The following is a 13725-nucleotide window of genomic DNA, read 5'->3' as shown; positions in this document are numbered from 1 at the left end:
CTTAACGGGAACAGGATTTTAAGTCCTGCGTGTCTACCAGTTCCACCACCTAGGCAACTGAGCGAAAGACGAGATTCGAACTCGCGACCCCAACCTTGGCAAGGTTGTGCTCTACCAACTGAGCTACTTTCGCTTGACGTGGTGCAAATATAGAGAGAAAATTGAAATCCTAAAATTATTTTTTCAAAAATATTTCATTATCCCTCCAACCCATTGTCTTTCAGTATCTCTAAAATCAAATTATTTTCATACCCTCGACCCAAGGCATATTGATACAGCTTGTTTCTATGTTTATAAGGGTCTGATTCTTTAATTAAGGCCGATTTCTTCTCTATGATTGTCTTCAATTTCTCAAAGTAATCATTCGGGTCGATCTCCTTCATCGCGATCTTAATCAATGGAGCTGAAACCTGTTTTAATTTCAATCCTTGCATGATCTTGATCCGGCCCCAACCTTTAATCCTAAATTTGCCCAGTACATAGGCATTCGCAAAACGCTCCTCATTTAAGAAATTGTTCTCGATCAGGTAACTGATAATATTTTCAACATCCTTACTATGTAAGCCCCATTGATATAATTTGTCACGAACTTCCTGCTGCGAACGCTCCTGATAGGCACAATAGGATTCAGCTTTCCGCTTGGCTTCCAAGGGAGTATAGGTCTTCTGTTTTCTTATAGGGTCATCCATAATGCAAATCTTCAAAAAATGATGAACTTTTAAAAAAAATGATGAACTTCGTTCTTTATTTGCAGAATCATGTATACTATTAAATTTATTTGCGAGGAATTAAATATAAGACCTTTGATATCAAATGATTTATCGTCTAAAATCAGCGAACTAGTATACGATAGCCGTAAGGTAAACAATCCTGATGAATCTCTATTCTTTGCCCTTAAAGCCACTCGTGATGGTCATGATTTTATTCCTGATGCCTACAAGAAGGGGATTCGTAATTTCGTAATTTCCAATCCTGTCGCCTTTTTTGAGGGTAAAAACGATGTCAATGTCATCCAGGTCGACAATGTTTTGCATTTTATGCAAGAACTGGTTGCCTACCATAGAAAACAGTTCCATTACCCGATCATCGGGATAACGGGCAGTAATGGGAAGTCCATTGTCAAGGCATGGTTGTTCCAGCTGTTGATTCCAGAAAAGAAAGTTTATCAAAGTCCTAAAAGTTATAACTCCCAGCTTGGGGTTGCGCTATCACTTTGGAATTTAGGTCCACAGTATGATCTTGCCATAATCGAAGCCGGTATCAGCGAGCCTGGCGAAATGTCCAGCCTGCAACAAATGATCCAACCCAATATTGGCATTTTCACCAATATTGGTGTAGCACATTCCCAGAACTTCTCGAGTAAACAAGAGAAGTTAAAAGAAAAAATGAAACTCTTCTCCCAAGTGGAAACCCTGATTGCGGGATCCGATTATATCGATACCGAACAGATCGATCCCAATATTCGTTTGGTTACATGGGGAAGGACAGATAGGGACCAAATCCAATTGATCCAAGAGGAAACCCATAATCAGCTCAGTAAATTAAAAATCAGGATAGGCGAGGTGATCTGCATCTGTCAGGTCCCTTTCACTGACCGCGCATCCATAGAAAATATCATGAGCTGTATCGCCTGTATGTATTTCATGGGATATGATGCAGAAACCATCGTGGAAAGGATACAAAACCTGAAGCCTCTGGAAATGCGCTTGCAATTGAAAAAAGGAATCAATAATAGTTCGATTATCGATGACTCTTATTCAAATGATCTGGCATCCCTAAAGATTTCCTTAGAATTTTTAAATCAACAGAACCAACATAACAGCAAAACGCTCATTCTTTCTGAAATGGAAGGATTGGCTGAAAGCGAAAAACTGCAACAGAAATTGATCGCATTGCTGAATTCATCTGAACTTCAAAAGTTCATTTGGGTTGGCAACAAATATCCTTGGTTAAAGGATATTGAAATAGATCTGATGAAAGAATATGCAACTACGGAAGAATTCCTCGAGCATTTGACGGAATTAAACCTAAGTGATGAAAGCATTCTGATCAAAGGAGCACGTAAATTCCAATTTGAACGCATTGTCCAACGATTGGCATTAAGGTCGCATGGAACGGTATTGGAAATCAATCTGAATGCCATTTCCAATAACTTGATGTTATATCGTTCATTGATCCCCAAGAATGTCAAGTTGATGGCGATGGTCAAGGCATTCTCCTATGGCAGTGGTAGTTTTGAAGTGGCGAATCTGCTTCAATTCAGTAAGGTCGATTACCTGACTGTTGCCTTTGCAGATGAAGGAGTGGAATTAAGGACAGCAGGAATTGCTTTGCCGATTATGGTATTGAGCCCCGATCGAGATACCTTTCAATCGTTGATCCAACATAATCTGGAACCTGAAGTCTATAGTATGGACTTTCTACATGAATTTATTGAATTCTTGGAAGAACAGAAGATCAATGATTTTAAGATCCATCTGAAATTGGATACGGGCATGCATAGATTAGGTTTCTTTCCATCAGAAATCGATTCCGTGATAGAAAAACTAAAATCACAGAAACAGGTACGGGTGCAGTCTTTCTTTACCCATTTAGTAGCTTCTGGTGATCCGAATCAAGATGAATTCACAGCATCGCAGATTTCAAGCTATCTTACTGCTGCACAGAAATTAGAACAGGGTTTGGGCTATAAGTTTATTAAGCATGTGGCCAATACATCAGCGATTGTCCGTTGGCCAGAGGCGCATTTGGATATGGTTCGATTGGGGATAGGGCTATATGGAGTAGATATGGATAAAAACCTTATGAACCTGGAACAGGTCAGCTGCCTAAAAACTACGGTGACCCAGATCAAAGAATTGCAAGCAGGAGAGACCGTTGGGTACGATAGGAAGGGAGTCTTGAGCAGGGACAGCAAGATTGCTACGGTAAAAATCGGCTATGCAGATGGTTATGCCCGCCGATTTGGTAATTCAGTCGGAAAAATGCAAATTAATGGTTTCCTAGCGCCAACCGTTGGAAATATCTGCATGGATATGTGTATGTTGGATGTTACTGGACAGGATGTCCAGGTGGGCGATGAGGTCTTGGTATTTCCAGACCTGATGCAAGCAGCTTCCGATATCGGTACCATACCGTATGAACTGTTGGTCAATATTTCAAGTCGAGTAAAAAGAGTCTATTATTACGAGTAAAAATGATAACTAAATTTTTTCAACAATTCTTCTATTACCTCATCAAAGGAACATTGGTTGTAGCACCTGTTGCCGGGGCGATTTTCGTCATTGTCTGGTTGGTGGCCACCTTAGATGGCGCATTGAACATTACAGAGCACTTCTTGGTCGATGAAACCGGCAAACCGCTTTATATTCCAGGATTAGGCATTGTGTCTGTCATTCTTTTATTAACATTGATTGGTTTTATTTTTACCACCTTGGTTACTGCACCCATCCGGAACTGGTTGAGCAGGACCATCAGTAAGATTCCATTGTTCAATACGCTTTATTCATCCATCAAGGATTTTACGGAAGCCTTTGTGGGGGATGCCAAAAAGTTCAATGAACCAGTATTAGTGGAAGTCAATGAATTTGGGCTTAAGAAAATCGGTTTCTTGACCCAAAAAGACTTACATATCATTGACCTTCCGGGTGAAGTGATTGTTTATTTTCCTTATTCCTATTCCGTTGCAGGTCAGGTTGTAGTGGTTGCTTCAGAAAAAGTGACCAAGTTGAATATTTCCGCTACGGATGCCATGAAGTTGGTAGTTTCAGGTGGTGTGAGTGGCTTAGAGGGAAAGAAGGAAACAAAAAAAGAAATACATTAACCTAAAACCATGTTTTGGAAAAATAATTCGAAAAACATTAAGGAGCTGGAATACAAACTCTTGAATTCAGATGCTGAGCTAAGTTTTTTGAATGCACAGACAGAAAGGGAACTTTCGAAACTTTATTATAACCAATCGTCGGATGATGGGATCCTGAAAAGCAAATACCAAGAATATCAACAGAAGGTATTGGCCATTTCAAAAAGCAGCGTTCACTCGGTAGACGAGGAATGCAAACTGCTCTCAAAATTTATTGACCTATATGCTGGACTTTCCAGTTCTGAACATTTCCATAAGGTAGATCTAGCTATTGATGATGCTGATGGGAAAATACCAGCTTTGTTGCTTTTTCCGATTGTGCAGAATGCAATGGTCAATGGGTATAATAGCATGTCTAGCTTCCCTTTGAAAATAAAGTTAAAGGTAAAGGGGCAGCAGCTAAGTCTGGAGGTCAGCAATCGTGTAAATCATTACCTGAGCAATCAGGCAGATGATCCTCGGATCAAACAACTGGAAAGTAGGTTGTTCTTGGAATATGCTGAGGATTACAATCTCTTTATCAATAGCAATTCCAATCTCTTTAAAATTACTCTTCTTATTAAGTTTAAGAGAGACTGATCATACTTACTTATACAAAAAAAGAGCAATCATATTGATCGCTCTTTTCAAGTTAAATTAATCTGTATATATCGAAGTTTTAGTCTCTTTTACAATTGGCTGTCCAAGTTTCTCCTTCATCAGTAGAAGAGTATCCAATTGTCAACTGATCAGCATCAATGGAGATAAGTCCAAGTTTTCCGTCCTCTAAGAACAATTTATTGTTATCTCCCTTTTGCATTTTAACATTCAAGATATCTGGAATTTCACTATCAAAGATAAAGGAGTAATTTGAGCCACCCACTTTGGTCACTGTTACCTTCCCTTCGGTAGGTGCTACATTTTTCTGACTATCATTTTTGTTAACATAACTGATTGTTCCTCTGTATTCATCCACAAATATGTCGTTATCTGCTGGATCATCGTCTTTTGAACATGCAGAAACTGCGAACAATACTACAAACAATAGACTTAGTAATTTCATTGATTTTTTCATAGTGCAAATTATTTTATCGTTTTTCTATAGTTTATCGCTGTACTATGACCAAACGATATGCCATTTAGGCTGCAACATAGCTGTTACAACATTATTTTAACAAAACTTTAACGTTCCTTAACCTAAGGTTTCAAATAGGTCTAATTGGGGATTTTGTTGCTTTTTGAAGTGTGAGAGGTCATATTCGAACATGCTCTGGTTCAAATTATTCTTTCGGCAATGCAGCCTGAAATTATTGCGGATTATTTCAGCAAGCTGACCTGTTCCTCTCATTCTGTTGCCAAATTCACTGTCATTTACTTTACCGTTATGGCAAGCTTGTATGCTATGCCAAATCTTATTTGCACGATCGGGGTAGGCCTTATGCAGCCATTCTTCAAAAATCTTGGAAATTTCACCATTTAAGCGTACAACGGTATAGCCTGCCCATTTTGCCCCAGCAGATGCCGCGGCCTTCAATACCTTAGGTATTTCATGGTCTGTTAGCCCAGGGATCACTGGAGCGCACATGATTCCTACAGGGATGCCATTATTCGAAAGCGTTTCAATCACCTTGAGCCTTTGTTGGGCAGTAGCCGTCCTAGGTTCCATCTTGGATCGCGTTTCTTTCGTCAGGGAATTAATGGAAATAAAGACCATACATAGATTTTTCATGGCCATTTCCTTCAGTATGTCCAGATCACGCAGTATTAAGCTGTTCTTCGTAATTAATCCAATAGGTTGACCATGTTCAAGAGCAATTTTTAAAATGGCTCTAGTGAGCTTAAATTTCCTTTCTAATGGCTGGTAACAATCCGTGTTGCCCGAAAGGGAAATAGGGGTTCCGTCCCAGTTTTTTCGGGTAATGAAATCCCGGAACAATTTAGGACTGTTAGACTTCACTAAAATCTTGCTCTCGAAATCAAGTCCGGCACTGTATCCCCAGTATTGATGCGAATTCCGTGCATAGCAATAGATGCAACCATGTTCGCAACCCTGATATGGATTGGCGGAATATTCCATACCCACATCAGGACTGCTAACTTTGTTGACTATGCTCTTAGGATGGATAATGGTAAACTGGGTATTTGGAATGTCCTGTTCCCAATCATCAATCCCTTCTATATGATCTTGTGTATAACTCAGCTTAGAAAATACATTATGTATATTCTTTTGCGCCCCTCTTCCTGAAATAAATCCATGTTCCATCTCACCAATATTTTTACTAAAATACTAAAAATATTAGCAAAATAAAAAATCTTGTTTATTGTTCTATCGGTTCTAATACAGGGGCTTCCAATTCTTTGACCTCATGTTCCACAGCTTTTGCCTTTAAATAATTATGGATCTCGATCTGGGATCTGCAAATCGGCTCATCATTGTGGACATATTCATTATTCTGTTTATTGTTCAGGATCCTAGCCTTGACATTATCGCGCAATTGAATTTCCAGCATATCCAGAAGCTCATGTTTTAGCTTTTTGCTATTGATCTTCACAGCTGCTTCGATCCGATGGTCCAAATTTCTGGTCATCAAGTCGGCGGATGAAATGTAGGTCAGTTCTTTTCCAGCGGCATAAAAGTAAAATACGCGGGCATGCTCTAAGAATTCATCTACAATGCTAATGGCATTATAGGGTGCTGAAAACTTCCGCTGATTAACAGCACAGAATATTCCCCTTACGATCAGATCGACCTGAACACCAGCTGAGGAAGCCTCGTAGATTTTTTTGATAGATTCCTTATCGCTCAGGGAATTGATCTTGATAATAATCCTCGCAGGTCTTCCGGCCTTAGCTTCAGCGATCTCCTTATCGATTAGGGCCGATAACTGTTGTCGCATATCGTATGGACAGATCATCAAGTGCTTGTTATGATGGATCTGTTGTTCGATTGGGATTTTAGGCTTTTGCAATGCATTGAATATCTTGTTGATATCGGCCATTACACCCTTATTGCTGGTCATCAGGCAATAATCTCCATAAAGTTTTGCGGTCTTTTCATTGATATTTCCTGTGCTCACAAATCCATATTGAATGGTTTTGTTTTGTACCCTTTTCTTGATGATGCATAATTTCGCATGCACCTTTTTATTCGGTACACCCACCAATACCTTCACACCTTCCATCTCAAAGCGCTCTTTCCACTCTAGGTTATGTTCTTCATCAAATCTTGCACGAAGTTCCAACATCACCGTTACTTCCTTTCCATTTCTAGCCGCATTTACCAAGGCATTCGCAATCTTGGAATTGCTGGCCATCCTATAGATCGTCGTTTTAATAGATTTAACATCAGGGTCCATTGCGGCTTCACGCAAAAGGTCGATCATTGGACGGAACTCATGGTAAGGGAAGGAGAGAAGCACATCTTTCTTTTGGATGATGTCGGTCACTCGATCATAACCCGTGAAATCAGGATGTTCGAATGATCTACGTTCTTCAGGTTTCTGATATGACTTGAATACATCTGGAAAATCCATGAAGTGCTTAAAGTTATGGATCTTCTGGCCAGGGATTATGGAGTCTTTTTTGCTGAAATTCAATTTCTTGATCAATAATTCCAATAATTTAGGATCCATTTCCTGGTCGAAAACAAAACGGGTCGGCTTACCTTTCCTTCTGGTCTTGATCCCTTTACTGATCTTATCGGCAAAGGAAGTGTTGACATCATTGTCCAAGTCAAACTCCGCATCTTTTGTGACCTTAAAGGTGTTTGCTACAAAGTCGTCGAAGCCGAAATAAGAGAAAATGTAGGGTAAGTTTACTTTTACAATATCCTCAATCAGGATAATATCTTTTTGATTTTTTGAAGAAGGTAAGATTACAAAGCGGCCCAATTGCCTTGAGGGTAACTCGATGATAGCAAATTTGGTGTCATATTGCCATTCCTCTTTGTACATGGCAATTCCAAGATAAAGACTTTTGTCCCTTAAGTATGGCATAGGTTTGCTTTCGTCCAATATTAAGGGGATGATATTGGTCTCTACTTCTTCATCGAAATAATTCTTTACAAACTCAAGTTGGGTAGGGGTTAAGTCCTCCGCAGACTTGATATAGACCTTTTGTTTGGCCATTTCACGCTGTACCTGGTTCCAGATCTTATCAAATTTGCGTTGTTGTTTGATTACGATTTCTGTAATCTTCTCCAAAATTATAGCCGGAGCTTTGTAAAAATAGCCATTGGACTCTTTCGTGTTTATTTCAGCTGCCCGTTTAAGCGCAGCAACCCGAACCCTGAAAAACTCATCCAGGTTATTGGAAAAGATACCCAAGAACTTAATTCTTAAATGTAAGGGAACTGTAGGGTCCGCAGCTTCTTGCAAAACTCGACCATTAAAACTTAACCAACTGATATCTCTCGGGATAAACTTGCTTGCCATTTCTCTATCTATCATCATAGCTCAAAGATGTTCGAGCTTTATTTGGTAAAAGTTAATAAATTAATATCAAATTATTAAATAATCAGAGAGCTTAGGGAACAAAATTTTAATCTTCAAATTTTCCCTTTAATTTCCCGATTAGACTTGGTTTTTATACTAATTTGTTAGTTTTCCCCTCGAACTTTTTATGTGTTTACAGATTAATAATTACCTTCAATTAATTCAAGGTTAAAATTAGTTAAAATAACTGTAAATAATAATTAATAAATAAACTATTTGATAATACATTGTCTCATATGACTATATCGGAAGGAAATAGCGAGGGTAGGATGTAGCTGTTAAATAAAAGAGCATCCAAGAAAACTTGGATGCTGTCATTACTACTATAATCGCAATAAATAAAATGCAATTTAACAACAGCTTTTTTCCTGTATCATCAAATGACAGATTGGCTCATAATCATTCGAAAACAACCTTTAGGTTAAATTAATGTTTGTTAAATGTTTTATTTTTATAAAATTATAAATAAATATTTATAAAAGAAAATAATATTGCGTTAAACAATAAAAGCTGCAATAATTTAATATTGCAGCTTTCTTTATTTAATATTTTGATGATTTATTTACTCACACCTCGACGACTTAATATATTGATAGCTTCATACTTGCTATTGTCGTAATGGGGATCTTCTAGTTGAAGACTGCTAGGATAAGGTTTGTCCTTGTCAAAGAAATAGATCTTAGTAACACTGCCATAATCATTTACAGGGAACAAATCGGCACATTGATCATACTGTGCGTTTAATGGATCCTTCACAGTCACAGCGTATATCCTGATGATTCCACCTTTGTTGTTTTCATTGCGTACAAATGCTACCTCTTCAAATCCACCGGGCAGATCCTCAATGGAAGGTTGGGAATAAGCATCGTAAATGAAATAACCCAAGATCAAAATCAATGGTATGGCAATAAACCATATTTTCTTCTTCTTTTTCTCCATTATAGGGTAATCTTAACGCCTAATAGCTTATAGAATTCCTTAAGGATGTTCTGATGACCTGGCCAAGCTGGTGAAGTAACCAAGTTGCCATCAACCACTGCTTGGTCGGCAGGGATGTTTTTCCAAGTACCACCTGCTAATTCGATGTCTGGACCCACTGCCACATAAGCTGTCAATGTCCTTCCTTGTAAAACCTTGGCAGCAGTCAAGACCTGGATGCCGTGACAGATTGCCGCAACAGGTTTATCCTTGTCAAAAAAGTCCTTGGTGATCTCCAATACGCGTTTATTTAAACGGATATATTCAGCCGAACGGCCACCTGCAATGTACAAGCCATCGTAATCCTCGGTATTGATCGAGTCAAAGTCTTTGTTGATCGCAAAGTTGTGTCCTCTTAATTCCTTGTAAGTTTGATCTCCGGTGAAATCATGGACTGCCGTAGGAACAACATCGCCTTTTTTACGGTCAGGAGCCACGGTGTCTACTTCAATCCCAACAGACTCCATTGCTTGAAAAGGAACCATTGCTTCATAGTCCTCTACGTAATCACCAACTAATAATAATACTTTCTTTGCCATAATATTGAAAATTTAATTTTACTGTTGTCCTTTATTTAATATCTCTGCCATCAGTCGTTTTGTCTTCCTGACTTTTGCTTCCAATTGGCTTCTGAATACATTGCTTATAACACCTTTCCCTTCTTCAAAGTTTTTGCTGAATTCAGGCAAGGAGAAAGTCTCCAACACCTGGGCAGCATCCCTAGGCATTCTGGCAGTCGCAATTTCTAATACGGATTGTCCTCCACGGCCGCCCTCACTGGTTGCCAATAGAAAAACCGGTTTTTCGGGGAAAACCTTCCTGCCTTTGATCCTGGAAACCCAGTCAATCAAGTTCTTGTATCCAACATTGTAATTGCCATTGTTCTCCGCAAAGGAGATGATGATGAAATCTGCCCAGTCGATATGGTCGGCAAACTTTTGGGCAGCTTCCGGAATGCCAATCGCTTTTTCTAAGTCCTTTGAAAATAGGGGAAGTTCAAAATCGTTGATATCTAAAACGAGGATTTCGTCTTCTATTTCCTTGTAATACTTACTTACACTGTTTACTAATTTTTTATTGATTGAATCTGAGCTATTGCTCGCTCCAAATGCCAATATTTTCATATCCCTAAATTTAAGGAATATGTCTGAGATTTAGAATGTCTGGTTGAGATATTAGCCAAATATGACATTGGAACATTCGCAAAAAGAGCCTGATTTCCGCATTTTTTTCCAATTCCAAAAAATTATATTTTGGAAATTTGTAGTGGCACGACCTTCGAGTCAAGCTTTACCCTTATTCGAGACATGTTCGGAAATTTGAAAACATGTCTCGAATAAGGCTGAACATAGAACCATAAAATCAAGCTGAAAAATCCATTTCTTTTTTGGTTTAGGTGGAAAGGATTCTTTGTGGACTATTTTTATATTTTGGTTAGTTTAATGACTAACTGAAATTTTATGTTTCTGCAAAAGGCCGGGCAAACTGATCAAGCTAAATTTAGCTGACTTGATTTTGTTCTGGTCTGGATCAAGCAGTAGGTTCTGCGCGCCCCGGAAATCTACTTTTTCAAGTTGGCTATTGAAAAATTGGCTTCCATTGAGGTCCGACCCATCAAAACTGCTATTGCTTAGCTGCGCATTTTCAAAATCCACCTGCAGCAGCCTGCAGTTTATGAATTTCGTTCCTTTAATATTGCAATTGAAGAAAGAGCTATGGTCTAGACTGCATCCTTCAAATTCCAACTGTAGGTTAAAAGGGTTTGCACTGTCAAACCGCATGCCCAAGAGTTTACAGTTCTTGAACTTAGCATCCTGGAAACTGGTCTGCTCGATCTTGGATAAGGACAGATTGCATTCCGTAAATATACAATCTATAAACTTAACCTCGTTTAAGTTCAGCCCCTCAAAATTGCACTGTTCAAATCGGCAATATTCATATTCAGCCTTGGCAAAAGGCTGCTCTTGAAAATTAATGTTCTTGAAGGTTTGGTCTTCAAAGTACTCCATGTTAATATAAAATGTATAAAATTAATCGTTAAGGATCTCTTTTCTGATTCGGCTCAGGGAACTGTCGGTAACCCCTAAATAAGAGGCTATAAACTTGAGCGGAGCCTGCTGTATGATCTGCGGTTTTTCTTCCATCAGATGGAGGTATCGCATTTTTGCGGGCTCGGTGATCATCTCCGTTGCCCTTTTCTTGCTGAGGTAAAGTTCAAATGCCATCCATGCGCGACCCCATTCTCGAAGAGCGGGGATCTTATGGAAAAGATCCTGGAAGCTTTCATAATCGATTTTCCATAAACAGCAATCGGTAAGGCATTGTATATATTCTTGGGTAGGTATTCGTTGGAAGATAGAGGCCACTTCGATGACCACTTCGTTCTTTCCAGTAAAGCCTGTGGTTATTTCATTACCTTCATAATCGTATAAATAGGTACGAACTAAACCCTCCTCCAGAATATAATATTCATTGGCTATCTGACCCTTTTCTAAGATATAATCTCCTTTGGTCAAATTTACTTTTTCATGAGCATGATAAATCTGTTCTAAATCTGCTGCTTCTAGTAGTGGATGCTGATAGGCGTATTTTAATACTTCCATGGGTGGAAATTTATTTCTACAATATAAAGAAAAAGCCTTGGAATTAAAATGGGTCGCTCAACTCAAATTTAACCGAAGTCTTGGTCAGAGGATGGACAAATTGAATAAAACCTGCATGTAAGTGTAAGCGATTAGCTCGCTTGCCATACAGATCATCTCCGGTTATTGGGCAATTAAGTCCCTTTACATGCGCAGAATGCACTCTCAATTGATGGGTTCTTCCCGTTAGCGGAAAATAATGGATCCTCGTTTTATCCCCTTCAATCGCTACGACTTTATATTGAGTTTGTGCAGGTTTTCCATATTCGTAACAAACCACTTGCCTAGGTCGGTCATCTAAGTCGACTCGCAAAGGGAGATCGATCAGACCTTCCTTTTCCGTAATGATTCCGTCCAAAAGTGCAGTATATCTCTTTTTTACGGTATGCTTGATGAATTGATCCTGAATAAATTGATGGGCTTCCTTAGTTTTTGCCAAGACAAGTATTCCTGAGGTCGACATATCCAATCGATGGATGATCCAAGGACTATCTATTTCGGGAAACTGGTTCTGGATCCTGGCCTGAACGCTGTCTTGTACATTGATTCCAGGTACGGAAAGGAACTCAGCAGGTTTATTGACCACAATGATCGCTTCATCTTCAAATAGGATTTCCAATTCCTTGTCAGCTGCAGGGTTTTCGAGCATAGGATTTGCATCCAGCTCCAATCCAATGAGCATATGTGCCAGGATTGGTTCACATTTTCCTCGACAGGCTGGGTAATAATTTTGATGCTTTCTTACTTCTTGGTTAGGAGAGGAGCCCCACCAAAATTCAGCCATGCAAATTGGTTTCAGATTACGCTGAAACGCATATTGCAGCAATTTAGGAGCGGCACATTCACCTGCACCTGCTGGCGGTTGGATGTTTTTACTTTCCTTAAATATGTCAAGCACCGATTTGGATTCTTGCTGGGCATTTAGGAAATGGTATTGGTCAAATAGTTGATTTTGGAGATTCGAAGATCTGATTTTACGTTCTAACTTCAGCTCTTCAATTTGCTCCACGATATGGTTCAAAGCCTCCTCAGCCAATTGGATTTGCTGGGCAGAGCTTTCCTTTTGCACATCGTAATCATGTTGATCTCTATAGCTTTGCTTGATCAGGTCTTCCAGAAGGTCTTGGTATTCGGTTTCTGACAGCGTTGTTTTTTGAGAATTCCTGCTTTCTTTTCGTTCAGCTTTGTTTTTCTTGTGCAGTTTTCTCAGATCTGATAGTATTTGATCCTCACGTTTTTTGCAAATGATCAGGTTTTCTTTCAGTTCCTTCAATTCAACCGATTTTTGAAGCTGCTCAATATTTCGGTTGATCTGGTTGATATGTTCTTCTTCCTTTAAAAAGAAGCCATCGGGGTCTAACATGTCAAAAATAGGAGGGACAAAGAATTTATGCCTATTGGTGCCGGCCATTTTTCCGGAAAAGGCAGCTAAGTACCCGAGTCTACCATTTTCATCTTGGACAACCAGTACACCAAACATTTTCCCGATCACTAGGCCATCTTGTCCATCGATCAAGCCAAAGTTATGGTTGAAATCCTTTTGGCTTTCCAAATATGCTTGCACCTGCTCAGCGGCCAAGATGCTCAACTCATGCGGGTCATAGCAAAAAGGAAAGGTAAAGCGCAAAGGAAGTTCAATTCCTGAGGTATCTTTTTGGAAATGATGGAAGTAAGGGGCTGAAGTAGACATTCTTAAATTTTGCAAAGGACAAAAATAATAATAGTTCGGATAAGGCGAGGATTTATCGACTTTTTTATGACAATAAACTCC

General features: G+C 39.1%; 13 protein-coding genes and 1 tRNA gene. 3 read left to right on the top strand and 11 right to left on the bottom strand.

Features of this window, described 5'->3' with window-relative positions; translation table 11 throughout:
- Window positions 1-60: 60 nt before the first annotated feature.
- Together ACK2WI_RS16160 and ACK2WI_RS16155 are read right to left on the bottom strand one after the other, a co-directional pair.
- Window positions 61-133 (bottom strand) — tRNA-Gly (locus tag ACK2WI_RS16160).
- A gap of 64 nt (window positions 134-197) precedes the next feature.
- Window positions 198-689 carry a regulatory protein RecX gene (locus ACK2WI_RS16155; protein WP_409151580.1) on the bottom strand — a complete coding sequence of 164 codons (492 nt, stop codon included), beginning with the start codon at window positions 687-689 and terminating at the stop codon, window positions 198-200.
- Between the two features lie 69 nt (window positions 690-758).
- Here ACK2WI_RS16155 and ACK2WI_RS16150 point away from each other — a divergent pair, with 69 nt between their 5' ends.
- From ACK2WI_RS16150 to ACK2WI_RS16140, 3 genes are read left to right on the top strand one after another with little or no spacing between them, the layout of a single operon-like run.
- Window positions 759-3194 (top strand): bifunctional UDP-N-acetylmuramoyl-tripeptide:D-alanyl-D-alanine ligase/alanine racemase, encoded by a 2436-nt coding sequence (locus tag ACK2WI_RS16150; RefSeq protein ID WP_409151579.1) that lies wholly within the window; start codon window positions 759-761, stop codon window positions 3192-3194.
- A 2-nt stretch (window positions 3195-3196) separates the two neighbouring features.
- Window positions 3197-3823 carry a DUF502 domain-containing protein gene (locus ACK2WI_RS16145; protein ID WP_093096764.1) on the top strand — a complete coding sequence of 209 codons (627 nt, stop codon included), beginning with the start codon at window positions 3197-3199 and terminating at the stop codon, window positions 3821-3823.
- A gap of 9 nt (window positions 3824-3832) precedes the next feature.
- A complete protein-coding gene (locus ACK2WI_RS16140) occupies window positions 3833-4441 on the top strand; it encodes a hypothetical protein (RefSeq protein ID WP_409151578.1) in 609 nt (202 codons plus the stop codon).
- 79 nt (window positions 4442-4520) lie between these two features.
- Here the strand turns inward: ACK2WI_RS16140 and ACK2WI_RS16135 are convergent, their stop codons facing one another.
- The 9 genes from ACK2WI_RS16135 to ACK2WI_RS16095 all read right to left on the bottom strand — a co-directional run bounded on the left by ACK2WI_RS16135 (window position 4521) and on the right by ACK2WI_RS16095 (window position 13644).
- The gene (locus ACK2WI_RS16135) at window positions 4521-4904 is read right to left on the bottom strand and encodes a hypothetical protein (RefSeq protein ID WP_409151577.1); all 384 of its coding nucleotides are present in this window, start codon (window positions 4902-4904) and stop codon (window positions 4521-4523) included.
- 129 nt (window positions 4905-5033) lie between these two features.
- Entirely contained in the window at window positions 5034-6104 is a 1071-nt protein-coding gene (locus ACK2WI_RS16130; RefSeq protein WP_409151576.1) for a PA0069 family radical SAM protein, read from the bottom strand.
- 55 nt (window positions 6105-6159) lie between these two features.
- On the bottom strand, window positions 6160-8292 hold the full coding sequence (gene ppk1 / locus ACK2WI_RS16125; protein ID WP_313367455.1) for a polyphosphate kinase 1: 2133 nt from the start codon (window positions 8290-8292) through the stop codon (window positions 6160-6162).
- Window positions 8293-8892: 600 nt separating this feature from the next.
- Complete coding sequence (locus ACK2WI_RS16120; RefSeq protein WP_093096754.1) at window positions 8893-9273, bottom strand: hypothetical protein; 381 nt, start codon at window positions 9271-9273, stop codon at window positions 8893-8895.
- Window positions 9273-9851: a DJ-1/PfpI family protein gene (locus ACK2WI_RS16115; protein ID WP_185212224.1), complete on the bottom strand. Its 579-nt coding sequence runs from the start codon at window positions 9849-9851 to the stop codon at window positions 9273-9275. The genes ACK2WI_RS16120 and ACK2WI_RS16115 overlap by 1 nt, the downstream gene beginning before the upstream one ends.
- An 18-nt stretch (window positions 9852-9869) precedes the next feature.
- Window positions 9870-10436 (bottom strand): NAD(P)H-dependent oxidoreductase, encoded by a 567-nt coding sequence (locus ACK2WI_RS16110; RefSeq protein WP_312697541.1) that lies wholly within the window; start codon window positions 10434-10436, stop codon window positions 9870-9872.
- Between the two features lie 315 nt (window positions 10437-10751).
- Complete coding sequence (locus ACK2WI_RS16105) at window positions 10752-11321, bottom strand: pentapeptide repeat-containing protein (RefSeq protein ID WP_409151575.1); 570 nt, start codon at window positions 11319-11321, stop codon at window positions 10752-10754.
- Between the two features lie 21 nt (window positions 11322-11342).
- Window positions 11343-11915: a Crp/Fnr family transcriptional regulator gene (locus ACK2WI_RS16100; protein WP_409151574.1), complete on the bottom strand. Its 573-nt coding sequence runs from the start codon at window positions 11913-11915 to the stop codon at window positions 11343-11345.
- Between the two features lie 43 nt (window positions 11916-11958).
- Window positions 11959-13644 (bottom strand): pseudouridine synthase, encoded by a 1686-nt coding sequence (locus tag ACK2WI_RS16095; protein WP_409151573.1) that lies wholly within the window; start codon window positions 13642-13644, stop codon window positions 11959-11961.
- Window positions 13645-13725: the final 81 nt, after the last annotated feature.

The sequence above is a fragment of the Sphingobacterium sp. BS-2 genome (assembly GCF_046161205.1).
Lineage (GTDB): Bacteria > Bacteroidota > Bacteroidia > Sphingobacteriales > Sphingobacteriaceae > Sphingobacterium > Sphingobacterium mizutaii.
The sequence above is the reverse complement of the archived record's forward strand: the minus strand, read 5'-3'. Positions and strand labels throughout refer to the sequence as shown.